Genomic DNA, 25,107 nt, shown 5'->3' with positions numbered 1-25,107 from the left:
AGTGAGGAATTTCTCATTAAGTAAAAAAGTATTTCTTCTTATCTTTCTTAGTATTAGCTGCACCATATTGTTTTCTTTTTTCTTTTTGCATTTTTTATATAAAGATTTATACCTAAAAAGCATTCGAGAATCAGTTATTTACCAAGGTGAAAATACAGCGTCCCATTTTCATTATGGTTCATTAAACGAAGATATTATTGAGAAAATTCATTGGTTTAATATTGTCTCAGAATATGAGGTAATCGTCGTGAATTCGGTTGATGAACTAAAGGATCTTTTCCCCTATCAAATCGCAAATAGCCCATTAATAAGTCCTGAAGATCAAGCGACATTAGCTAAGGGAAATTACATCCTAAAAGAAGGCTATGTTTCAGAGTTTGATCGCAATATCGTTGGAGCGATGTTTCCTATTCAAAGTCAATCAGATTTGATCGGAATTGTGTATATTTATGTTCCATTAGCCGAATTACATGATGTGTTTGAAGAAAGCCTCCCGATTCTTATTTTAGCAGGAAGCATCTTTTTCTTTATTTTGTTATTGATTGTTAATAAAATTAGGCTTTCTCTTTTTAAGCCATTAACATCGATGCAAAATTTGTCTGTGGAAATAGCCAAAGGAAATTACTCAAATCGTATCAAATCAACAAGTTCAGATGAAGTGGGTAAACTGGCCGAAGCATTTAATTCGATGAGTTCTTCACTGGAAGACCAGGAATCACGGAAAAAAGAGTTTCTTTCAAATATTGTTCATGAACTAAGAACGCCTCTTACTTATATTAATGGCTATACTCATGCACTTAAGCAGCAGCTATATGAATCAAAGGAGGAAGCAGATAGCTATTTAACAACAATTGAAAAAGAAACGAATCGACTCAACCAAATTCTACATGATTTAATCGAGCTCAATCATTTAGAGGAAAATTTATATGTTGTAGATCAAGAGCCAATTGCAATAGCTCAGGTTCTTTTAGATACAATTGATTTATTTAAAATACGATTATCTGAAAATAACCTATTATGCAGCACTTCTATTCAGGAAGATATCATCATTGTCGGAGATGTTAAACGAATGCAGCAGGTTATGTATAACATTATCGATAATGCGATTAAATACTCATCACAAAATGGTGAAATGTTTATTAAATTACAAGAAGAACATAACATGATGGTTCTTTCTGTTACAAACAAAGGTCAAGTTATTGAGAAGGAAGATATTGATAGAATCGGAGAACGTTTTTTCCGAACAGATAAAGCTAGAAGTCGATCTACTGGTGGTACAGGTCTAGGATTATCAATTGTTAAACAAATAATAGCTTTACACAACGGTAATTTTTCGATCACAAGTGACAGCCACAGAGGAACAGTTGTGACAATTAAAGTACCACTTATTTCCTATGATTAGCAAACCGTATCGGAGGATTTTATGAAAAAAACTTTGCTATTACTCATTTTTTGTTGTTTACTATTGTCTGCTTGTAACGGTAACAAAGAAGCAGCTTTTCAAATGGAGCCATTTACTTATACCGATCAAAATGGACAATCCTTTGGTTCTGAAAATCTTAAAGGTAAGGTGTGGATTGCAGATTTTATTTTCACCAATTGTGATACGGTTTGTCCACCAATGACAGCAAGTATGGCAGCTCTTCAAAAAGAACTAACCAACCAAAACCTTGATGTCGAGCTTGTTTCCTTTAGTGTTGATCCAACGATTGATACACCTGAAGTTTTAAAGAAATTCATGGACAAATTTACAACAAACTCATCAAACTGGCATATGCTGACAGGATATAAACAAGCTGAAATCGAAGCATTTGCAAGAGAGGAATTTCAAACACTTATTCAAAAGCCCTCCTCTTCTGATCAAGTCATTCACTCAACAAGCTTTTATTTGATCAATCAGCATGGTGAGGTTGTGAATAGCTTTGGCTTTCAGCAAAGTCATTTTGGGGAAATGATTGCTGAGATAAAGAAACTAAAATGAGTGCGTAACATCAATAATAAGCTTTTAACTGCTTTATATAAAAAATCACAAAAATAGAGCGCAGTCCAATCTGCGCTCTTTATTTTCAATTAAAATCATGTCGTACTTGGAATCACTAGTGTTTGTCCAACATAAATCATATCTGAAGTTATTTGATTTTTCTCTTTAATCGCAGTGACGGTCGTATTAAAATTTTTAGCAATCAACGATAGAGAATCACCACTTACAACTTTATACATAGTCGAACTAGCCGTAACCTCAGATACTGGTTCTTGTTGCTTTTGTGGTAGCTTTAAAATTTGACCAATTGTTAAAGAATCTGATGTTAAACCATTGATTTCTTTTATTGTTTGAATGGTTGTGTTGTTTCTTTGGGCAATCACCCACAGTGTGTCACCTGCTACTACTCTGTATTCCAGATAACTTGTTGTAGCAGTTGGTGCTGGTGCTGTCACCATTAATGTTTGTGGAAGTGATGTAGCATACGTTTTCCACACTTCTTTGTTTTCTTGACCAATACTCCAATTTCCTACACCTTTGAGGTTATATTGACTAATTAAAGACAGCTTATTTGAAATAGATTCTTCGTTTTCAAACCATATTTCGTATGATCCTGGAGCAAGTGTGTTTCCACCAATAACAGTTTCAGGATCACCTTCTCGAATCGTAATGATCGCTTTTGGTGTTTTGCTTAATTCATCAAATTGTACTTCTCCATTGTATCGATCAATCATCATGTGAACTTGAGAGTTTGAGATACCATGTCCTCCGTATGAAGCACCTTCCATCCAGTATCTTCCGAAATGAGCCACGCCTAAGACAATTTTATCACTAGAAACATTTTGGCTTAATGCATATTGAACAGATCGTTCTACCCAATTATAGCTTGCAACTGAGCCTGCTTCACCGCCAGGATAGCTTTCATCATAGCTCATAATCATAAGGTAATCAGCGTATTTGGCTAGCTCTGTATAATCATATGAACCATGCCAACCAGTGGTCCATCCATTAGGATTTGCTGCAACCGCTACAGAAACTTCCTTAGAGCTTGGAATTTTCTCACGTAACAGTCGAACAAATTCTGTATAATCCTGGCGATCTGCAGCTGTGACATTTTCAATATCAACATTCACTCCGTCTAAATTGTATCGCTCGATAGCATCTGCTATTTGCTGTGCTGCTAGTTCTTTGTTTGCTAGCATCGCACGTCCAAGCTCTCGATCCCAATGATTACTTAAGAATGGAACAACTCGTTTTCCTTGCATATGCATCATTGATATAAAAGAAGCATCTACTTGATACGTGAGCTTCAATGTTCCATCAGGATGAATATCAAAGTAACTCGGCGCCACAACATTTACTGAATGTGAAGTGGAATTGACCATATTGATATAATCTTTTGTATTGCCAAAATACATATAACCTAAATTAATCACTTCACTTGCACTAATAGGCAATAACAGCTGTTGATTTGGGGAAACAATACTGCTTGAAAGCTGATTAAGAGATGTTAGTGCTACAACGGATGTGTTATACCTTTTTGCAATATCCTCTAGTGTTTCTCCTTCACTTACTGTGTGAGCTTGAAGAGTAATTGTTTTGATTTCACTTCTATTTCCTGCCAAATCTGTTTGTGAAATGGAGACTGTAATATTTCCTCTTGCTTCTAAAACATCTAGATACATGGAAATTGTGTAAAAGCCATTATTGTCTGCTTCTGACGAAGTAGTTAAAAGACTTTCTCCATTTTGATTTTTTGCTATCACATTGATTGTAGCATTTGACTCTCCTGTGCCAATCATTGTATAAATTGACTGGAGATTTTCATACCGAAATCCATTTTTAGAAACAGTCGGCTCTTTTATCACAGTATCTTTTTCAACTGTTGCTGCAGAAACAATGCTTGTGTTACCTGCTCTGTCTGTTTGTGTAATCGTAAAAGTTATGATGCTATCTTTTAATGTAGAAAGATTAAGATCTTTAGAAAAACTTCCATTGTATACTAAGGCTGTTTCTTCTATTGTTTTAACTCCATCTGTTGCTACGATTGTAACCGTTGCTCCTTCTTCGACACTTGCACCGCTTACTTTATATTCGTTCATATTTTCTTGATTAATATAAGGAGCCACTGTCGCAACCGCTTCGGCAGGTGAAGTTGTATCTTTTGTAATGATTGCCGGTTCAAGCTCTCCTATATTTCCAGCAGAATCTTTTGTCTGAAAAGAAACCTTGATGTCACCATCTTGTAGCTTGCTCATATCAACGGTCACATCAAAAAGTCCATTTTCATCTGATTCGACTGTTACTGATTGTGTATTTTCACCATCAGTAAATAGCAAAGAAAGTGATGTATGTGGATCTGCGACACCGCTTAATTGATAATTGTAAACATTGCCATTATATATTGTTCTTAAAACATTTAGATCTAATTTACTTGATGATAATGTGTCTTTGATTAACGTTTTGGAAATAGTTTCACCCTTATTCCCTGCAACATCAGTTTGAAATAGTGAAAAGTTAATATCACCATCATTAAAGGTTGATAAATCAACAGAAATCGAAAATTCTCCTGTTTCACTCGTTGTTGTTTCCACATCAATGGTTTGACCATTTAATTGATCAATGGAAATGCTGATAATCGCAGAAGCTTCTGCCATTCCCGATAAGATATAAGCGTTTTGATTTTCACTATTAATGTAATTATCATTGTGAAATGTTGGAGCATGAGGTATTTCTGTATCTTTGATTAACCTACCTACAGTAGCGTCACTTTTAATCCCTGCCAAGCTCGTCTGGATAACAGACACAATGATTTCTTTATCTTCTAAATCACTCAGATTTGCTATAGCCTCATACTCTCCAGCTTCATTTGCTGTTGTTTCAACAGATTTCACTGTATTGCTTTTGTCTGTAAAAGTAATCAAAATTGTTGATCCAGGAAGAGCTAAGCCTATAATAGGAACATTCGTTTCATTACTATTATTAATGTAAGATGGTACTTCCATTTTTGGAGAATTAACTATAGTATCCTTCAAAATTGTCCCTTGAGTGATACTACTTACATTTTCTAATTCATCAACAGAGTAAGCTGTTAGAGTTAATTTCCCATCATGTAGATTACGAAGATCGAAGCTTTCTTGAAACCTGCCATTTTCGTCAGCTTTCACTTTCTTCTCAGTTGTTTGATTTTGCTCATCACTTATCGTGATATTCACAACTGCATTTTCTTCTGTCATACCACTTAGCTGAAATTGGTGTGCATTTTGTGAAGTAACATCTTCTATTTTTTCTAAAATCGGTTCAGTAGTTTTTGTATCTTTTACGACTATCATCGTTGCTGCTTCACTTCTATTTCCGATAGCATCTGTTGATGTAGATGTAATCGTGATATTTCCGTCATTAAGCTTTGACAAATCCAATGCTTGTTGAAATAAGCCCATTTCATCTGCTTTAGCTTCTGCTTGAACTTGTGTTAAGCCATCTGTTGCTGTTAGTACTATTGATGTGTTTTCTTCACTATTTCCTTTCACAACAACATTTGTTGACAAATTTTTATTAATGAAAGGAATTGGAATCAATGTTGGTGTTGTACTTAATGTATCTTTTTTCACAATCTTAGATGTAGGCTCACTTTCATTTTTTGAAGGATCAATTGCTTTAGCAGTAATCGTAATATCACCATCTTGTAAAGATGAAACATTCATAAAGACTTGAAATTCTCCGCGTTCATTAGCAATGGCTTCTGCATTTAAATTCTTAGTTTCATCTGAAGCAATAATAGTTACGATAGAGCCCGCATCTGCACTACCAGATATAAAATACGAGTTCATATTATTTTGGCTCATATCAGTTGTTGATAAAGATGGTACCTGTGATATCGTATCTTTCTTCATTATAATTTGACTTTCTGGACTTTTATTTCCAGCTTCATCTCTAGCGATTGCTATCACAGTTAAAGTACCGTCGTTTAGCGTGGATACATCTACATTGTGTTGGTATTGACCACTATTATCTGCTTTCATCTCAAAGCTTACAGTATTTTGTTGTTGATCAGTGATTGTCACTTCTAATGTTTCATGTTCTTCAGCTTTCCCAGAAAGTGATACATTTGATTGGTTTTGTTTGTTAATGACAGTTGTAGCTTCTATTACTGGTACGGTTGGTGCAATCGTATCTTTTGGCGCCTGTATTGTTGGTTGTGAAATTGTTAGAACCTGACCAATGTAGATTGTGTTTGTTGGTAAATTGTTTGCTTCTTTAATGGTGGTAACAGTGGTATTGAATTTCTTAGCTATAAGAGATAGAGAATCTCCAGAAACCACAGTATACGTTGTAAGTAAAGCAGGCTCTTCATTCACAATCTCTGGTGTGATGACACTATCTGTAGTAGGAACAGGGATTTTCAAAACCTGTCCAACACGTATGATGGTTGAAGGTAACTCGTTTGTTTCCTGAATGGCAGCTACAGTTGTCGAAAATTTTTTAGCAATAAGTGATAACGAATCACCTGCTACTACTGTGTATGTTGTTTCATTTCCTGTTGGAATGGGTTCATTAGATATAATTGGTTCTTCAACGATCGTTTCTTGCTGAGATTTTGTAACAATTAATACCTGACCAACGAAAATCATATCTGTTGTTAAGTTATTTAATGATCTTAAGCTTTCAACAGTTGTGTTCAATTTTTTAGCGATCAGAGAAAGAGTATCACCTGATACAACTGTGTATGTATCATTTTTAATCGTTGGTTCAATAGGTGTTGTTGCTGGTTCCTGCACAGGTATTGATAAATTGAGAGGAATTTTAAGCTTTTGACCTATGTTAATCGTATAATTCGTTAATTCATTGAATGAAGATATTTGTTCAGTGGTTGTATTATACCGTTTTGCAATCACTGATAAACTGTCGCCAGCTACAACGGTATACGTAAAATAAGGTAGCTTTATTATTTGTCCTACAAATATCGTATCAGAGGTTAAGTTATTTAATGCTTTGATTGTAGCAACAGACACATTAAACTTTTTACCTATTAGAGATAAACTATCACCTGATGCAACCGTATAGGTATCGTGTTTAACTTCTTGTAGTGTTTGTGCACTTGCACTTTTATGACTTTGAAAGCCTGGTGGTCCATACAAATATAAAGTTGTCACTATCATAGTACCTGCTACAACTTTTGCCGTTTTAATAGGAATATGAGGAAATTTCGTTTTGATTAATTGACGAATGCTTTTTTGTAAATCTTGTTTCTCTACTTGTAGAGTATGAAGCTCATCTGAAAACTCTGTTAAATAAGAGTCAAGATAGATGATAAGAGTATAATTGTTGTGCTGATCTATTTTTACTTCATAGCGATCAAACTTCATGAGAAAAACACCTCTATCGTTAAAATCTTACTTATTAGGTTTTACCAAGATGCTCATATTTCATGCATGTTGACGTTCATTTGATCGTATTTTTGAAGCAATTTTAATTACAAGATATTTTGACAGAAGTTTAGCGTATATATCCTTTCATCTCGAGGACTCTATTAAAAGATCATACGTGAGGAGGAGTTAAGATGGATCGTTCTACAAATAATGAAATAAAAAAGATGGCAGATTGGCTTAAGGAGCATGCTGTAGAGGTTGTTGAAGGTTCGGTTAATAAAGAGATCATTCGATACAATTTAAGAATGGAATTTGATATAACAGATGATGATGTGGTAGATAAAGTTTATGAGGAAATAGCGTTTCATTAAGGTTTTAAATTTGACTCTGTTAGATGTTATTGTTTTATAATAGAGAAAATTTAGGGGGGTGATAGTTATTCGCCATCCCCACAAAGTTTATAAACAAATGAAATCATAATTATTAAGGATATTTTCTTAAAACTATGTAGCTTTTAAATGCCAGAAAAATTCAGTACAGTAGCAAGTCTAGTGGCACCTTTTTCTTCATAAAAAAGAAAATCCACTATTCCTACTTTATATTTTGGTTTCAAAGCAACAATCTTAAATTAAAATTGTAACAAGAATTGCAATAGACAATGAAATAGAACATAGTACATAAAGGGTTTTTAAAGACACCTTAAAAAATCTTAAAAGATGAATAAAAAGTACAGAACTCATTACCGCAACCCAATAGAATGTATTGTCTATAATAAACCAACACCCTACCCAAGTAATAGACAATCCTAATACAATTTCTGTAAGCCATTTTTTCATTACATATAAATTTTTTTCGTTTTGTTTGGGTGTATTCATAATAGAAAGCTCCTTAGCTAAATATGGGGCGTGTTGTGAAAATTCAAGTTGATATACTGTTAAATGCCCTTAAACAACTGGAATCGGAGCAATTTGGAGTATCGATGAAATATTGATTAGAGACGAGCACCCACAGATGAAAAAGGTTTAACATAATGTAATACCCATCGAATCACTCTCTCTATTTATGTATATAGTAAATTGTCGATATGTTTTAATATAGATTACTAAATGTTTTACTTTACTTGTTGATACAAATTTATCATTGAGGGTTCAAATATCAACGTATATCATTACCAGAGACTTAAATTAAAAAAGAGACTGGTACATAAGCAATGATAAACCCGAATTATTAAGTGATAATTTGTGTTTAAAATTCATCTAATAATTCAGGTATTATTTTCCATCTTAATTAGATATTTTAATTTCTCATAGTATTCTTAAGAACTTAAGAACTAGTGGAATGGAGCGGAAGACACTCGACTCCTACGGGAATAGAGGAAGGCTGAGACCCCGCAAGCGAAGCGAGGAGGCTTAGCTTCCTCCCCGTGGAAAGCGAGTGTCTGCAGCGCAATGAAACGGACTGGTATTTCTGCTTAAATGTTTTCTTTAATTATTTCCCTTACTCTACAACTTTTATTGCTTATCTAATACAATAATATTTACTGAATTTGCTGCTAAAGTAACCACAGCATAGTTATCATCTAAGCTGATTTCTGATTCTGAAGGAACAATTTGTTCAGCGTTCTTTTTGTTCACATTAGGTGTATGAACTAGGCTTTCATCTCCTGTTACTGTTATCAACCTTCCCTTTTCTGCTACAGCAAGGTCTTTTAATGAGATTTTTGTTATTTTCTCAAAAGGATCTGCATTCACAAGCTTCACATAAACATGATGATCATCCTTTGTCACTGAGTTGAAAATGTCACGGTTATAAGCTTCTAAATTGTAATCCAATACTATGCTTGTAAACGTTCCATCTGTGTACGAGCAGATAAGGCGATTTCCTGTTCCAGCTCCGTAATTAACAGTAATTGTGTATGAAGTATAATCTGCAAGTTCTTCATAACAGCTCGATCGCAGGTTACCAGCAGCCGTACTTGATGAATAATCACCTAGTGTATAACCTTCGATGCCATCTTTGTATACCTTCACAGCAGTGGCATTTCCGTTATAACCTACAGCATATTCGTGAACATTCTTTTTCTCTGGTGAAATATCCGTTAAGCCCACTCCTACATAAAAACCATCATTTCCGCTTTCTTTTGAAGCCGTTACTTCCACTTTATAATCCGTCCAGCTATCATTCATGAGATATAAACCATTTAACCCACCATTTTGAGCTTTTAGAATAAGACCTTTTTCTGAATCAATTGTGTATCCAACTGAACCAGGGATCTCTTTCCATTCAGCATTCAATTCCTTCGTAAAATCTTGGTCAAGAAGGGTTTCTCCAGTTTTATTATCAATGACTTTTACACTTTTCACATGTACTTCAGCATTGCCTGCCGCAATTTCAATTCCACCATGTGGAGCAAGCTCCGTCATTTTTCCATTTTGATAAGCTGAGAATGATGTACCTAATAATGTAGTACCAAGATATTTAGCAAAAAGATGTTGAACATAGTAGTTCGGAGTGTACCAAACTGTTTCATCATCAAACCAAATTAAATCTGGTGTCCAACGATATGTTCCATCTGTTAATACTTTGTTAAATAACGGTGCATAAGCAGCTAACTTAACAACATCAGAATTTTTCTCATATCCTGTCATAATCGCTGCTTCAGCAACAGCACCTGCTAACGTATTTTTATCAGTTGAAGCAAATTCACCAACAAATACCTTTGAGCTTTCCGCTTCATTCAAGCTTCCGTCTTGCTCATATGCTCTGTAATAATAGTTATATCTGTCAACATTGTTTAATAAATAATCATTCGAACGATAATAATGCTCATCAGCAATTGTATCCATATAGTTTGGCTGTTTTTCATACCAAGTGACGGTTTCTTCTGTTACAGTTTTACCATCAGTAAAGTTTACTGTTGCAGAGCCCTTCAAATTACCACTTAAAAACTTCCAGCCTTCTTGATACGCGTCATCATCTGCTTGAGCTCCAACTGTTGAAAGGATATGCAGCTCATGATCCGGATAATGTTCTTCCATATAATCATCAATTGCAGCTTTAAAGTATTCAAAATTCGCGAAAAACTCAGTTCCCCAGTTTTCATTACCAACACCTAAATAGCGTAGATCAAATGGTACTTCGTGACCCATCTTTTTACGTAGCTTTGCCCACTCGTTTTGCTCAAAATCTGTGCTGATCGCAAAATCAATTAAATCTGTAAATGTTTTAACAAAATAATCTCTCAAATCTCCACCTGCGGGATGGACATAATCAGATCGCGCCTGACAAAGTACTCCACAAGCCATAACTGGTAGTGGAGTCGCATTAAGGTCTTCAGCTAATTGGAAGTATTCCATATAACCTAACCCCATTGTCATCATATAACCCCATACATTAAAGTTTTCTTTACGTAGCTCAACATCGCCAACAGAATCTGTCCATTCGTACACATTATCCCAAATATACGAGCCTTCTGAAATACAGCCTCCTGGGAAACGCAGGAATGTTGGGTGCAAGTCAACAAGTGCGTTTACTAAATCTTTTCTTAACCGATAGTTCGAGTTGCCTTTATAATTTGTATGTGCTGTTTGTGATCTTTCTTCCTCACTAGCACCCCATACATCTTGTGGCATTAAAGAAACCATGTCTATTGAAATATCACCTTTAAAAGTTAATGCTAACTGTCCAAGTACATTTTTCGTACCCGTTAACACAATCTTCGAGTCAACTCCATATTTCTTCCACGTGTTAGCGCCTTCAATTTGAATTGTTACTGTATCGCTGATTGATCCACCGTTCTGATCTTGAAGCTGTAGTGTGATGCTTCCCTCTGATTCTGCTTTTGCCCAAATAGAAAAGTCATAATTATCACCTTGTTTAATTGACATCGCACAATGATGATTAGAATCTGTAAATCCTTTGTTTACGATCGTGCTACCATTAGGCGCAGTAATATAATGAGAGTTAACTTCTGTATCAGTAACTCCAAAATATTCGTTCAATCCCCCAGTATTATTTACGGTTACCTTTTCAATATCGCCAAACCAGGCATGAAGTGGTTGATGATTTCGTCCTGTCGAACAGCCGCACTCTCCTGAAGCGTGTGAATACGTATCAAATACAAATGACTCAAATGAACGATTTTGAACAAGCTCTGCATAAATACCGCCATCTGCTGCATTGTTAATGTCTTCATAAAAAAGACCGTATAAGGTTTCACTAATATCTAACACTTCTTGATTACCATCAATTGTTAATAAATGAGAAGGAACTCCACTAGGAAGAACGGACACATTAAATTCTTTTTTAGTCGTTTGATTTCCTTTTGTTAATATAGCCGTTAATGTTACGCCTTGTGGTTCAGTGATTTGTCCAACTACACCATCATCAGATAATACGGCTGAATTACTAGATTTCCAAGCAACTGTAACCTTGTCACCCATTAAAGATGAAGCTAACGAAACATCCTTTGTAACAACTTTTATCGGAAATGATAGATATTTATCTTTCGCAAGCTGAACGATTTGGGCATCTGTAAGAGATTCACACATTACTTCAATCACTTCATCCTGTGTTAAACCTGCTTTATACACCCTGAAATCAGAAAGTGAACCATTAAAATCTGTATCTACATCATGCTGTGAGCGTCCAATATAGTTATTGCTATAACCTTGCTGCTCACTGAATGTTTCAAACCAGCTACGTAGCTTCTTATACGTACCACTTGATGTTTGGCTAATTGAACCATCTCCAACAACTTCACCATTTACATAAATAATTGGTCCTGCACTACTTAATGTTCCGCCCTCTGTTCCTCTAACAGACATCGCAATATGTAGCCATTCACCAGCTGTATATGTTTTGCCAGCATCAGCAACAATATCTGAATCCGAAAAACAAACTCCACGTAAATTTCGTGATAAGAAAAGGTATGGTCCTGCAGAATTTTTTCCAAAATCGAAAATTCGTTCCCATACATTTGTTCCTTTTCTTAAATAAACCCATGTACTAACAGTAATACCAGTAGAGTCATTTATACTTTCAAGAAATCCAGAAGGAAGCTTCAAATAAGAAGTACCGTTATCTCCACCTGCAAGTGTAACAGCTTTTCTTCCTCCTACTGTTTCTACAAGTGGTTTTATTGTACCTTCTGCAATTGCATCGTTAGCATGACTTGAACTATCTTTTCCAACAGAATTCGAATCATTAAATTGATAATGAGCGAGGATGCGGTCATTAAATGATATGGTTGTTTTATCTTGTGTCATGAATAGTCTCCTTTGCTGATTAGAAATGTAAGTACGAATAAAAAGTACGTTTTATGGTTAGGTAAATTTGGAAGCGTTTAATCATGTACTTACAAGTTAATGTATTATCTAGTTTTCGTTATAACTTGTACTTATAACTATTATAATAGTAAACTACTTATTTCCCAATAGTAAAGTTTATAATTTTTAAATTTCGTGAAAATTTTAGCTAATAGTGCTTGGTAAAGCTTGTTTTTATAGATATTCAGATGAGATTTCTGCTCTTATCCCACAATTCAACTCAACCATGTATTTCACTCTTGATTACTTAAATGTTTATTGGGAAAAATAAAAGCACCTGTTGTCATTAAGACAATCAAGTGCTTTTGATAAGAAGAAAAATACATTTTATTATCTATTTAATCTTAAAGTTTTGGATTAACATTTGTAATGATTCTGCATTTTTAGCTAGTACTTGTGCTGAAGAAGTTATTTCTTCCATTGAAGCTAATTGTTCCTCAGTACTAGCTGAGATAGAATGAGAACTACTTGCTGTTTCATCTGCGATTTCTTTTACGCCACTAATCGAATCAGTAACTTGATCCATACCAGAAACTAAAGAATTAACTAAGTTAGCGACTTCATCAATTTTTGAAACCACTTCGTTAATTGAGCCCTCAATATTATTAAAGATATTTCCAGCTTCTTGTACGACCACTAATCCTTCATTTACTTCTGTTGTTGCCGTTTTAACAGTATTCATTGTTTGTTGAGTGTCAATTTGAATGATTTTAATCAGTTTAGAAATTTGATCTGCAGAATGAGCTGATTGCTCCGCCAATTTCCTCACCTCACCGGCAACAACGGCAAATCCTTTTCCTTGCTCTCCTGCACGTGCAGCTTCAATTGCAGCATTTAACGCTAAAAGATTTGTTTGCTCTGCAATTCCTGTGATTACACCTGTAATATTTCCAATTTCGTTTGAGCGTTCTTGTAATCCTTTAAATGCTTCTGCCAACGATATGACAGTTTGATTGATAGAATTCATTTGTGCGCTAACCTTGTTTATTGATTGATTACCTTCTTTAGACATTTGAGAAGTTTTTTGAGCATTATTTAAAGCATTGTCCGTTCTTGTTGAGATACTTTCAGTAGAATTCGACATTTCTTCAATCACTAATCTACTAGTATCAACAGTTTGTGATTGATGGTTCGCACCCTCTGAAAGTTCTTGGATTGTATAGGAAATATGTTCACTAGCTTTTGTGCTTTCTTCTGCACTCACACTTAACTCTTCAGAAGAAGCTGCTAATTGCTCAGAAGTTTCACTCATCGTTTTAATGATAGAATTAACGGAACGAATCATATTATTAAATGAAACTGTTAGTTTTCCTACTTCATCCTTGGATTGGTATGTGCCTTCAACAGTAAAGTCACCATTTTCGGCTTTTGATAGGAACGACTGTAGTTGTTTAATTGGATTCACAATTGATCTAGCTATTAAAATACCAACTAAAAGTGATACAAGTAAAGAAACAATAATGATAGCAATTAAGAAAGTATTTGTTAATGTTGCAATGTCTACATCAGCTTCGTAAATTCTCTTTGCATTTTCTGCGTTTAACGTTTGGATGTCAGTTAGAGACTGATTTACTTGATCTCTTAGAGGTTTTACATCTTCTAAATAGCTCGCATAGGCTCCTTCACTATTATTTTGCAAAGCAAGTCCGATCATTTTTTCAGCATTCCCACTGACCTGTATGTTTAAATTTTTGTACTGATCGTATTTTTCTTGGATATTAGGTATTAATTTTAATGTTTCTATTTTTTCTTGGAGCTTATTTACCTCTTCAGCATTAGCGATTAATTCACTTAACAGTACTTCTTTTTCTTGAACATCTGGACTAGCAAGTATTTGCAATGAATTAATATCTAATTTTGCATTGATACTTCTCAATTCTCCAAATATTTGATTAGGAATTAATTGTTCTTCATAAATAATCTTTTCCCCAGTCGCTATCTTATTGAGTGCTGAAATACCTCCAAACCCAACAAGTCCTAAACCTAATGCTGATATCACAATCATGATAATTAATCTTTTCATAATGCTCATATTTTGGAAAAATGTAAGCTTTTTCGCTTTTTTCATGGTGTTTATTCCCCCTTATTTTTTGCCATTATCCTTTATATCGACATAAATCGACAAAATCTTAAGGTATTCATTTGTTTAATTGTAAAAATTTTATTTGTTTAAGAAGAAAAAGAAAAAACCTGCGCAAACAAATTTGTTCGCACAGGTTTTTTTAGGATAATTTTCATGTGTTTTTTTTCAATTAGTGATTATAATTTTTCTCCATTACTTGCAATAACTTCTTTATACCAATCGAAAGACTTTTTCTTTTTACGATCTAATGTACCACTACCATCATCCTGTTTATCAACATAGATAAATCCGTAACGCTTTGAGAATTCACCTGTTGATGCACTTACTACATCAATACAGCCCCAGCTTGTGTATCCCATCAAATCTACTCCATCTTCAATAGCTTCACCCATTGCTTTAATGTGACTACGTAAATAATCAATTCGGTAGTCATCGTTAATCGATCCATCTTCTTCTACTTTGTCATAAGCTCCTAAGCCATTTTCAACGACGAATAAAGGAAGCTGGTAGCGATCATACAGCTTATTTAATGTAATACGTAATCCTTCTGGATCAATTTCCCAGCCCCAATCACTCGCTTTTAAGAATGGATTTTTCACTCCTTCAAGCAGATTACCAGGTGTTACTTCAAATCCAGATTTATCTTTTACTTGTGTAAGAGACATATAATAACTTAACGCAATATAATCAACTGCATGTTCTTTGATTAATTCTAAATCACCTTCATGAATATCTAAGTTTACATTATGTTCTTTAAAAAAACGTTTCGCAAATGCTGGATATTCACCACGTACTTGAACATCACCACAGAAATAATTAAAGATACGTTCTTCTTGCAGAGCAAACATGACGTTTTCTGGTTTACTATCATAAGAATAAACAGGAGCAGATAACAGCATACAACCAATCGTAGCATCTGGAATCATTTCATGACATGCCTTTACAGCAATACTGCTTGCGACAAATTGATGATGAAACGCTTGGAAAATTGATTGATATTTGTCTTCTTCTTTTTCAATTGAAAAGCCCATACTCATAATTGGGAAATGAAGAGCACTATTGATTTCGTTAAATGTCATCCAGTATTTCACTTTATCTTTATAACGAGCAAAAATAGCTTTCACATATCGTTCAAAGAAAGGAACCACTTCTCGACTTCTCCATCCACCATATTGCTTTACTAACGTTAAAGGCATTTCATAGTGTGAAATCGTAACAACTGGCTCAATTCCATGCTTGTGTAATTCATCAAATACACGATCATAGAAATCAAGGCCCTCTTCATTTGGTTCTAGTTCATCTCCATTAGGGAAAATTCGTGACCATGCAATCGACATGCGATATGATTTGAAGCCCATTTCTGCAAACAACGCGATATCTTCTTTATAACGATGATAAAAGTCAATCGCTTCATGATTTGGGTAGCTATATTTATCATGATCGATCTCAAAATCAAATCCTGGATTAGCTAATATACCTAATCTTTCTTTTCCACCTGGAAGAACGTCTGCAATATTTAAGCCTTTGTTTCCTTCGTGATAGCCACCTTCAATTTGGTTTGCTGCTGTTGCTCCACCCCATAAAAAGCCTTCTGGAAATTGTTTAGTTGAATTTGTCATATGATTTTCCTCCTAAAATGTATGTAGTAAGAAAGGGAAAGTATCCCCTTCTATTTAAACAATAAGTGTTAATAAATCTTCGTTAGCATCAATAGTACTTTTATCTTTATTTACATTTAAAATCTCAATATATCGATCTGTATTTGTAATAATGATAGGAGTGATTATATCAAAGCCTGCTTCTTTAATTTTTACTTTATCAAACTTTACAAGAAGCTGACCTTGTGTGACAGGATCTCCTGATTGTACTAGTGGTGTGAAATGCTCTCCGTTCAGTTGAACTGTATCAATTCCAATGTGAATTAAGATTTCTGCTCCATCATTAGAAGTAATTCCGATTGCATGACCTGTAGGGAAAACTGCTGTTACAGTACCATCTACTGGCGAAAAAACTTCACCGTTTGAAGGAATAATGGCAATTCCTTTACCCATTGCTTCAGAAGAAAATGCAGCATCACTAACTTCAGATAACTCTTTTACTTCTCCTGTTAATGGGCTTACAAGTGTTTCTCTTTTTGTTAAAACATCAGACTGTTCATCATTTGAAGTAATAATTTCATTATCGCTATTCTCATTCTTTTTACTTTCAAAGCCCAAGAATATTGTTAATAAAGCTCCTAAAATGAAGGCAGTAAACGCACCTACGATAAATAAACTCATTGGTGAGAAAGCTGGGATAGCAAGAAAGCTAGGGAAAGCAAAAACCGTTGCTTTTGAACCAAGTAAGCCATTGATTGCTCCACCAATTGCACCAGCAACAATAACATAAACAAGCGTCTTTCTATATCGAAGAATAATTCCGTAAAGAATCGGTTCTGTTACACCTGCAAGTGCTCCTGGAAGCATAGTTGATCCTGCTAATGCTTTTAGTTGTTTGTCTTTGGCTTTCATAAATATTGCAAATGCTATACCAATTTGTGCAAAAGGTGCTGCAGCTAACATAGGTGTAAGTGGATCTCCTCCTGCACCAAGGTTTTGTAGGATAATTGGGACAAGTCCCCAATGTAATCCTAATAATGTCAAGAATGTCCAGCCAGCACCCATAACAGCACCAGTTAATAACCCACTTCGTTCAGATAAAAATTCGATAGCTACACCAATTCCATTTCCAACATATGTTCCAAATGGACCAAACAGTAAAATAGTTAACGGTACAATGACAACTAATGAAATCATTGGAACTAAGAACATTTGAATATCTTTATGAATCATTTTCTTTAGTCCTTTTTCTAATGCAGCATAAATACAAACGGCAATAAACACCGGAAATACTGTTGAAGAGTAATCAACAACAATAGCTGGAATTCCTAAGAAAGAAGCTGGATTTCCAATTAAACCAGTTAAATTAGGCTCTAGTAAAGCTGCCCCAATCGTCCCACCAACATATGGATTAGCTCCTAATCTGATAGAAAGTGTAATTCCTAGAAATATTGGTAGAAAGAAGAATACAGCGTTTCCAGCTGCAGACAAGATTAAATACGTACTGCTTTCAGCTGATAACCATCCTACCATTACTAAAACGGTTAATAATGCTTTAAGCATACCTGCCCCAGCAAGTGCTCCTAATAATGGTGAAAAGCTTCGTGAAATCACATCAAAAACTTGTGAAGTAAAGGTTCCTTTTGATTCTTCTGAGGAATTTCCATTATTAATATTGGTATTTTTCGAGATTTCTTTAAAAACTTCTGACACATGTGAACCAATGACAACTTGGAATTGGCCACCACCTTTAACGACGCTAAGTACACCTTCGTTATTTTCTAGCTCATTTTTATTGGCTTTTTTTGTGTCTTTTAGTGTAAATCTTAAGCGAGTTGCACAGTGAACAAGGCTAGAAATATTTTCTTCTCCACCAACGTTTTGCACGATATCTTTTGCTAATTTTTCGTACTTCATTGTTTTTTCCTCCTCTAGGTTGTGTTTTTGCTTTATATGTTTTTTTTTAATAAATAGATTTCTCCAGCAAACTATGTTAATTAGTAATCAATCTTCAGAGAATTAAATCGTTCCATTTCGCTCCAGACACTCGCTTTCCGTGGGGAGGAAGTCGAGTGTCTTCCGCGCTCCATTCCACATTATTTACCTCTTTAGAATACAAAAGTCTTTATAACGTCATGAACTTTGGCAAAAATAAAAACCTAAACTGATCCTTTCCAAGTTTTGAAAGAATTAGTTTAGGTTTTGCCTAATAAAAGTAACAATCCTAATAAATGATTAAATTATTTTATAACTCTTTGGATGTGAATCGTTAGGTAGAGCATTTCTTCTTCTGTTAATTCGTAACGATATTGTTTTTCAACAAAGCGTTTGATTTTCTCAGTACATTGATAGGCTTTTGGGTACTTTTCTTTGATAACATTTAACAAGTCATCTTCATTGTTGTTTTTATAATGAGTGCCTTTTACTAATCGATGTGCAAAGAATTTCAGATGAGTGATAAAGCGATAATAGTTTAAGGAATTTTCATCAAATTCCATTTTAAGATGATATTTAACAATTGATAAAATGTCTTGCATCACCTTTGTCATATCCATGATGTTCGACATATCTTCATTCAGTTGAGCATTCACAATATGGAGCGCAATAAATGCAGCTTCATCCTCGGGTAAAATTACATTAAATTGATCACAAATCATATTTAATGCTTCTAGCCCGATTTCGAACTCTTCTTTATAAAGATGTTTTGTTTCCCATAGTAATGCATTTTTAATCGGTAAGTTATCTTTATGACGCTCTATAGCAAAATGGATATGATCTGTTAAAGAAATATAAATACTATCGTTAAGCTTCTTACCAAGCTGTAATTTAGCATACTGGATTATTTTTTCAGAGGTTTCCATATATTCAATAGGTATATATGAGATTAAAGTTTTGAATTTACTTGTTAGGTCTTCACCTTCCAAAATAAAGACTTTTTCTACCTGTTCATCGTTTACATCATCACCGGCACGTTTATTAAAAGCAATACCACGGCCCATAACAATTACTTCTTGTTTGTCTTTTTCTGAGATTACGACATTGTTATTTAGTATCTTTGTAATCTTCATTGAATCACCCCCGACGCGTCAAAAAAAGACAAAACCCTCCCTGTTTAACAAGGACTCGGTTTTGCCTGATTTAACAGTAACAACCCGTACTATATTAGCTTTGAGTAAATTATACTACAGGAGTTTTTTATGTGCAACCCCTTTCTTTTTGGCTTGATTGTTGTAAATATATCCACCATCAAATGATTTTAAATAGAAATAGTTTATGAATGCATTTAGATCTCTTTAATTAATAAAGATATGACTAACAAAACATTAGAAATGATAAAAATTATAACGTACAATTATGGATAAAAATGGCTCTTATTCTTACTTTCAATTTTATTTTAAAACGATGTCACATCTAACCACCCTTTGTCGTCTTAAGTTATGAAATAACAAAATAGGAGGTTATCTTATGACTCAAAAATGGGATGTTGTCATTGTTGGTGGAGGATTGGCAGGTTATGTGGCAGCTAATCTTTTAAGTAGAACAAACTTATCTATATTATTATTAGAAAAAGGCAAAAGTGTTGGTGGAAGATCGAGAACAAACAAGATGCATAATCAGTATTTAAATTTAGGTCCTCACGCCCTTAATCATAAAGGAATAGCAAAGTCTATTCTCGAAGAATTAGGTATTACTCTTAATGGGAAATCCCCAAAATTAGGTGGCATTTTAATTGAAAACAATATCGAATATGCTGCTCCATTTTCACCTTTAGACCTTTTTACCACTAACCTTTTGAATTGGAAAGAACGTATAGAATGGATCTCAGTTTTGTTAAAAATGATGAAGATAAACCCTGAAAAATTGGCAGATCAAACGTTCCAACAATGGGCTAAAGACGTAACACAATCTAAAAAAGTTGAATCAATACTATATACACTGGGCAGACTTGCTACCTATTGTCATGCTCCTGAATTGGTAAGTGCAAAAGCAGTGGTATCGAATCTGCAAATTGCTATGGGAGGCGTACTTTATTTAGATGGTGGCTGGCAAATGATCGTTGACCAACTTCACAATAAAGCAATCGTTTCAGGTGTTAAGGTTCAATCACAAACTCTTGTTAAAAAAATAAAACCTATAGAACAAGATGAATTTAAATTGATTCTCTCTACTAACGAAGAAATTCTCGGGAAGTATGTCATTTGTACAACTGGTCCTCATGAACTAAATGAAATGTTAATTGAAGAAGGTAATCATGAACAAAACAGCGAATATGACCAAATAACACCTGTAAAAGGCGCAACATTGGATATTGCTTTAACGCAGCTACCTAATCCAAAGTTATTGTTTGCCATGGGATTTTCTGATCCTCTCTATTATTCTGTTCATTTACATTATGCCCGACTCTCTGATGATACAACAAGTGTTGTTCTTCATGTATTTAAATATCATCACCCAGATGAGCATATAGATGGAGCAAGTGTTAAAACTGAGCTTGAACAATTCTTAGATAAGCTGCAACCAGGATGGAAGCAATATGTAATCACAAAACGTTTTCTGCCTAACATTACGGTGAATCAACGCTTACCACAAATAGGAGATGAACGTTGGTTGAACCGTTTGAAAACAAAAATACCAGGATTATATCTTGCGGGAGACTGGGCTTCTCCAAACTCCATATTGGCAGATGGAGCTGTTAGCAGCGGAAAAGATGCAGCAGAAGATCTTATTTTATACGAAAAGAGGAAAAATAGTGCAAATTAGTAATGAGGATTATCAACAATTTAAGCCATTGTTGTTTTCATTAGGTTACAGGCTGTTGGGTTCAGTCATAGAAACAGAAGATATTATGCAAGAAACTTTTTTAAAAGCTTTCGAAATCAATGAACAGAACATTGATAATAAAAAAGCGTATCTTTGCAAAATGATGACCAACCGCTGTCTTGATGTACTAAAGTCAGCTCGGCACAAACGAGAACAATATGTAGGTCCTTGGAATCCTGAGCCACTATTACTAGAGAAACTGCATACCTTTGATCCATCTGAAAGAATGATACAAAATGAAGGATTAAGTATTGCTTATTTACGGATGATGGAGCATTTGACACCAGATGAACGAGCAGTTCTTCTGTTAAAAGAGGTATTTGATTTTCCATACTCAGAGATTGCTAACATCATAGAAAAGAAAGATGAAAACTGCAGAAAAATTTATAGAAGAGCTAAGCAAAAGATCTCCCTTGTTGAAGGTGAAAGCTTAAACTATGAGAAAAATAAGTCAATGATTAATCGATTTATAGAAGCATTTCAAATGCAAAATATGGATGCTTTATTAGAACTTATATCAGAAAATGTCACACTATATTCCGATGGCGGAGGCAAAGTTAATGCCGCTGTTCGTCCAATTGTATCCCTTCCCAACGTCTTGGCATTATTATTCGGTATCCTAAAAAAGGCTCCAGAAGACTCTTATTTTGAAATTAAAAATGTTAATGGTCAACCTGCAATCATCATTTATATGAATAGCACACTTCAAACATCCTTAGTTTTTATATTTGTAAAAACAAAATTAACGAAATCTATATAACGATGAATCCTGATAAGTTGCCTATTTTATAGAGATAAACGATGCAATAAAATCAGCGTTAGCCATAGTCCAGATTTTCAGAGTTAGTTAACTATTAAAAATGAGGCCGTTCTACATAAGTACATTTATTTGTACTTATGAACAGCCTCGTTTTATATCTACTAATAAATTAATCGGCATATCTAAAAACACCTGTTGATCTCATTATTGTCTTTCCTATATTCCTCACTTAGAATTGTTTATTAACAATCTTTTAATGCGTGAAAGTTTAAATTATATATTGTTATAACAGTCTTAAATTTTGATAGTAGTTATTAAATGGGGTGATTAATCTCCACCACCACCACCACCACCATCTCCTCCGCCGGAATCTCCTCCACCATCATAGCCTGAATCCGAAGATGACCAGAACCAATTACCACCACCGGAATCTGATCTTGAGGCTGCTCTCTTAGATTTTTTCCGCTTATAGATTTCTGCTTTTTTTTGTTCAGGAGTCATTGTTTGAAATCTAATAAACCTAAAAATCCCTCCAATGGCTAAATAAATAATCTGAATAACCTTAAATCCTATAAACCCTATAACAACTACTCCTATGATCGTTCCTATAACAAACCCAATTTGTTCAGCCATTTCTTTCCCCCTAACAATAACCTATATAATATTTATATTTATATCGTATCCTATAGAATCAATAATTTCTAGATTTTGTAATTTTATAATCCTTCATTTTGTCATTCACTAGAAAGTAATTGGCTTTATTTTGAAGATTCTGTTCGATTATATGTAAGATACAAAATATGTTAATAATTGTATGGTTATAAATAAACAGCATTTGTAGCTTATACAAATGCTGTTTATTTTTGGTTTATAATTTTTTTAATTGGAACTGGGTAAAGATGCTCAAATAAAGTTTTCTACCTCTAGTTACTCGAATATAGATTTTCAAGGTTTTTGTGTTTATAGGAACTAGTGAAGAAACGTCTCTGCTTTTTGTTATTGGAAATTCTTCATATTTTAATAACTAAAAAACATAAATCTTGAATATCATTAAATCCATCAAGGCTTTTTAATGAACATAATATCTTATTTTGGAACAACTACCTTTATAAAAATTCTCATTTAATTTTTCAGCTCTATGCATTTCTCCTAATAATAGATTTTGATAGTCATTATAAGTATCCATATGGGATCTTACACCACCAATGATATTGATACCTTCTATATTTTTATTATTCTCTAATATATCTAATGCATTTTTATATCTCATATATATAAGTTTCAAAATACCACTATTTGCTTTGAGGTAATGAGGTAGAATACATTAAATAGGTCATACGTTTTAACAGGGATGTCGTACTATAGAATTCGCTTAAATATCATATGGGACTTACAAGGTTTATCTATAGTTCATTCGGCTCTAGGACGCCCCCATTTTTAAAAAAACTTGAAAGGCATTAGCCAGTCAAGGTTATCTTTAAATTATAATTATTTTTATTTTGTTTTCACTCCTTCTTTTATTTTCTCTACTACATTATTTAGCCATTGTAGAGGGTTTAATTCAATAGCTGGAAAATAAATTTCAGCATTATTTTGAATAATATTTTCTTTCTCCTGTTTTGTTAAATTACTATTCAAAAACTTCTCACAATCCTTTATTGTAGACAGCAAACATTCTATGCTAGCTTCGTTTATAAACTCATCTAATGCTTGTTCTGGAGAACTGATGTCTTGATGAAATGTTCCTCCTAAAAAATTTTCCAGCTCTTCTAAGTATTCATAAGTTTCATCCATAAACTATCCCTTCTTTCTGTTTAACAGGATATTCTGTTAAAAATAAAACTGTCATTATTATCCTTTTTAAGTATTGTTTTTGCGATTGTAACATTCTCGATTACTTCAATAATTTCACCATCACCTTTGATTATTAAAGGTAAGGTGGTCTACTATTTGGATCAGATAGCCACTTTTAAATTTTCTCGATATTCTTAGGGTCGCTAAGAACTGTATCTGCAACTTTTTCAGCTGTCATTCTATCTTTAAAAGTAGAAGAGCCAGTAATTTTAGGATTATTTTTCAATCTCTCCAATAATTGTTCATCCGTTTTTCCGACACGCCTATCAATTCTAAGTTGTATAAAATGAAATCAACATTACATATATATACTAATTTTTAACTTTATGTAATGATTTACATTACTATTATGTTTTTAGAACTTCTCCTAACACTCAATACTTAAAATGATCTAATCTCGCAAAAAATTCTAGCAGAAATTGATAAAATAACTTCTCTGTTGGTAATAATACTCGATCTTTAGGAGTAATAACCCCAACTGTTCTAGTAACATTTGGTTCAACTAATGGAATCTTCACCGTTGATCTTGGCAAGCTATCGACTAAAGTAACTTCAGGCATTAGGGTAACGCCTAGACCAGCTGAGACAAGCCCCTTTAATGCATCAATATCATCACCCTCAAAAGCAACATGTGGCATGAAACCAAGATTTTGACATGCATTAACTACAATATCTCGAAATACAAAGCCTTGTGGCAATAAAACGAAAGGTTCATCTATTAGCTCTAACAGTTTTATTGAGGACTTTTTTGCTAGTTTATGATTAATTGGCAACAGGGCAACGATATTTTCAGTAAATAGTGCTTTACGATTTAGTTTCTTTTCTTCAAGAGGCAGTGGTCCCATTAAGGCTAGATTGAAATCTCCTTTAATAACACCTTCAATTAAGTCACGATATAGTGCTTGCTTTAGCTGGAATTTTGCTTCTGGATAACGCAATCTAAATGCATAAATCACAGTAGGTAATGTATAGGCCGCTAAACTAATTGGAAACGCAATACGGATTGTCCCTTTTTCGGGATCCAAATATTCTTCAACCTCACGTCTTGCATCATCCATCACATTCATCGCATGCTTCATCCGCTCATAAAATATTTTACCTATTGGCGTTAAATGAACCCTTCTTCCTTCTCTAATAAACAGGTCGACTCCAAGTTCACTTTCTAAATTAACAATTTGTCTGCTTACAGAAGATTGTGCAACATGTAAAGAATCTGCTGCTTCTGTTACATGTTCACGGTTAGCAACTTCCATAAAATAACGAATTTGTCTAAAATCCAATGTCTGATCCTCCCATTAATTAATGCAAAAAACG

Annotated in this window: 16 protein-coding genes; 5 read left to right on the top strand and 11 right to left on the bottom strand. The window is 34.1% G+C overall.

Features of this window, described 5'->3' with window-relative positions; translation table 11 throughout:
- Nucleotide 1: 1 nt before the first annotated feature.
- Together JOC75_RS23865 and JOC75_RS03930 are read left to right on the top strand one after the other, a co-directional pair.
- Nucleotides 2-1,402, top strand: coding sequence for an ATP-binding protein (locus JOC75_RS23865; RefSeq protein ID WP_204952795.1), 1,401 nt, complete (start codon nucleotides 2-4; stop codon nucleotides 1,400-1,402).
- 21 nt (nucleotides 1,403-1,423) lie between these two features.
- Complete coding sequence (locus tag JOC75_RS03930) at nucleotides 1,424-1,981, top strand: SCO family protein (protein WP_204952794.1); 558 nt, start codon at nucleotides 1,424-1,426, stop codon at nucleotides 1,979-1,981.
- A 95-nt stretch (nucleotides 1,982-2,076) separates the two neighbouring features.
- Here JOC75_RS03930 and JOC75_RS03925 read toward each other — a convergent pair whose 3' ends face one another.
- Nucleotides 2,077-7,347, bottom strand: a complete 5,271-nt coding sequence (locus JOC75_RS03925) for a LysM peptidoglycan-binding domain-containing protein (RefSeq protein ID WP_204952793.1) — start codon at nucleotides 7,345-7,347, stop codon at nucleotides 2,077-2,079.
- A gap of 194 nt (nucleotides 7,348-7,541) precedes the next feature.
- Here JOC75_RS03925 and JOC75_RS03920 point away from each other — a divergent pair, with 194 nt between their 5' ends.
- Nucleotides 7,542-7,721 (top strand): hypothetical protein, encoded by a 180-nt coding sequence (locus JOC75_RS03920; RefSeq protein WP_204952792.1) that lies wholly within the window; start codon nucleotides 7,542-7,544, stop codon nucleotides 7,719-7,721.
- Nucleotides 7,722-7,973: 252 nt separating this feature from the next.
- On the opposite strand, the gene JOC75_RS03915 is transcribed toward JOC75_RS03920, so the two are convergent.
- The 6 genes from JOC75_RS03915 to licT all read right to left on the bottom strand — a co-directional run bounded on the left by JOC75_RS03915 (nucleotide 7,974) and on the right by licT (nucleotide 19,426).
- Complete coding sequence (locus JOC75_RS03915; protein WP_204952791.1) at nucleotides 7,974-8,225, bottom strand: hypothetical protein; 252 nt, start codon at nucleotides 8,223-8,225, stop codon at nucleotides 7,974-7,976.
- A gap of 636 nt (nucleotides 8,226-8,861) precedes the next feature.
- Nucleotides 8,862-12,617, bottom strand: a complete 3,756-nt coding sequence (locus tag JOC75_RS03910; protein ID WP_204952790.1) for an alpha-L-arabinofuranosidase C-terminal domain-containing protein — start codon at nucleotides 12,615-12,617, stop codon at nucleotides 8,862-8,864.
- Between the two features lie 394 nt (nucleotides 12,618-13,011).
- Complete coding sequence (locus JOC75_RS03905) at nucleotides 13,012-14,745, bottom strand: methyl-accepting chemotaxis protein (RefSeq protein WP_204952789.1); 1,734 nt, start codon at nucleotides 14,743-14,745, stop codon at nucleotides 13,012-13,014.
- A 191-nt stretch (nucleotides 14,746-14,936) separates the two neighbouring features.
- Nucleotides 14,937-16,379, bottom strand: a complete 1,443-nt coding sequence (locus JOC75_RS03900; protein ID WP_204952788.1) for a glycoside hydrolase family 1 protein — start codon at nucleotides 16,377-16,379, stop codon at nucleotides 14,937-14,939.
- Between the two features lie 54 nt (nucleotides 16,380-16,433).
- A complete protein-coding gene (locus JOC75_RS03895; RefSeq protein WP_204952787.1) occupies nucleotides 16,434-18,275 on the bottom strand; it encodes a beta-glucoside-specific PTS transporter subunit IIABC in 1,842 nt (613 codons plus the stop codon).
- Nucleotides 18,276-18,598: 323 nt separating this feature from the next.
- Nucleotides 18,599-19,426 carry a BglG family transcription antiterminator LicT gene (licT, locus tag JOC75_RS03890; RefSeq protein WP_204952786.1) on the bottom strand — a complete coding sequence of 276 codons (828 nt, stop codon included), beginning with the start codon at nucleotides 19,424-19,426 and terminating at the stop codon, nucleotides 18,599-18,601.
- A 397-nt stretch (nucleotides 19,427-19,823) separates the two neighbouring features.
- Between licT and JOC75_RS03885 the strand changes: the two genes are divergently transcribed.
- Together JOC75_RS03885 and JOC75_RS03880 are read left to right on the top strand one after the other, a co-directional pair.
- A complete protein-coding gene (locus JOC75_RS03885) occupies nucleotides 19,824-21,119 on the top strand; it encodes a phytoene desaturase family protein (protein WP_204952785.1) in 1,296 nt (431 codons plus the stop codon).
- Complete coding sequence (locus JOC75_RS03880) at nucleotides 21,109-21,939, top strand: RNA polymerase sigma-70 factor (RefSeq protein ID WP_338036545.1); 831 nt, start codon at nucleotides 21,109-21,111, stop codon at nucleotides 21,937-21,939. The genes JOC75_RS03885 and JOC75_RS03880 overlap by 11 nt, the downstream gene beginning before the upstream one ends.
- 327 nt (nucleotides 21,940-22,266) lie before the next feature.
- Here the strand turns inward: JOC75_RS03880 and JOC75_RS03875 are convergent, their stop codons facing one another.
- The 4 genes from JOC75_RS03875 to gltC all read right to left on the bottom strand — a co-directional run bounded on the left by JOC75_RS03875 (nucleotide 22,267) and on the right by gltC (nucleotide 25,073).
- Nucleotides 22,267-22,572, bottom strand: a complete 306-nt coding sequence (locus JOC75_RS03875; RefSeq protein ID WP_204952784.1) for a hypothetical protein — start codon at nucleotides 22,570-22,572, stop codon at nucleotides 22,267-22,269.
- Nucleotides 22,573-23,433: 861 nt separating this feature from the next.
- The gene (locus tag JOC75_RS03870) at nucleotides 23,434-23,733 is read right to left on the bottom strand and encodes a contact-dependent growth inhibition system immunity protein (RefSeq protein ID WP_204952783.1); all 300 of its coding nucleotides are present in this window, start codon (nucleotides 23,731-23,733) and stop codon (nucleotides 23,434-23,436) included.
- A gap of 175 nt (nucleotides 23,734-23,908) precedes the next feature.
- Entirely contained in the window at nucleotides 23,909-24,064 is a 156-nt protein-coding gene (locus JOC75_RS23855; RefSeq protein WP_420828008.1) for an RNase A-like domain-containing protein, read from the bottom strand.
- Nucleotides 24,065-24,167: 103 nt separating this feature from the next.
- Complete coding sequence (gltC, locus tag JOC75_RS03860) at nucleotides 24,168-25,073, bottom strand: glutamate biosynthesis transcriptional regulator GltC (RefSeq protein ID WP_204952782.1); 906 nt, start codon at nucleotides 25,071-25,073, stop codon at nucleotides 24,168-24,170.
- Nucleotides 25,074-25,107: the final 34 nt, after the last annotated feature.

This window comes from Metabacillus crassostreae, from assembly GCF_016908395.1.
GTDB lineage: Bacteria > Bacillota > Bacilli > Bacillales > Bacillaceae > Metabacillus > Metabacillus crassostreae.
Note: the sequence above shows the minus strand (reverse complement) of the source record. Positions and strands in the feature narration are given on the sequence as shown.

Excerpts from the sequence above, each read along its gene's own strand:
- JOC75_RS03930 (WP_204952794.1), top strand. The coding sequence starts at position 1,424 with ATGAAAAAAACTTTGCTATTACTCATTTTTTGTTGTTTACTATTGTCT.
- JOC75_RS03925 (WP_204952793.1), bottom strand. The coding sequence starts at position 7,347 with ATGAAGTTTGATCGCTATGAAGTAAAAATAGATCAGCACAACAATTAT.
- JOC75_RS03920 (WP_204952792.1), top strand. The coding sequence starts at position 7,542 with ATGGATCGTTCTACAAATAATGAAATAAAAAAGATGGCAGATTGGCTT.
- JOC75_RS03915 (WP_204952791.1), bottom strand. The coding sequence starts at position 8,225 with ATGAATACACCCAAACAAAACGAAAAAAATTTATATGTAATGAAAAAA.
- JOC75_RS03910 (WP_204952790.1), bottom strand. The coding sequence starts at position 12,617 with ATGACACAAGATAAAACAACCATATCATTTAATGACCGCATCCTCGCT.
- JOC75_RS03905 (WP_204952789.1), bottom strand. The coding sequence starts at position 14,745 with ATGAAAAAAGCGAAAAAGCTTACATTTTTCCAAAATATGAGCATTATG.
- JOC75_RS03900 (WP_204952788.1), bottom strand. The coding sequence starts at position 16,379 with ATGACAAATTCAACTAAACAATTTCCAGAAGGCTTTTTATGGGGTGGA.
- JOC75_RS03895 (WP_204952787.1), bottom strand. The coding sequence starts at position 18,275 with ATGAAGTACGAAAAATTAGCAAAAGATATCGTGCAAAACGTTGGTGGA.
- licT (WP_204952786.1), bottom strand. The coding sequence starts at position 19,426 with ATGAAGATTACAAAGATACTAAATAACAATGTCGTAATCTCAGAAAAA.
- JOC75_RS03885 (WP_204952785.1), top strand. The coding sequence starts at position 19,824 with ATGACTCAAAAATGGGATGTTGTCATTGTTGGTGGAGGATTGGCAGGT.
- JOC75_RS03875 (WP_204952784.1), bottom strand. The coding sequence starts at position 22,572 with ATGGCTGAACAAATTGGGTTTGTTATAGGAACGATCATAGGAGTAGTT.
- JOC75_RS03870 (WP_204952783.1), bottom strand. The coding sequence starts at position 23,733 with ATGGATGAAACTTATGAATACTTAGAAGAGCTGGAAAATTTTTTAGGA.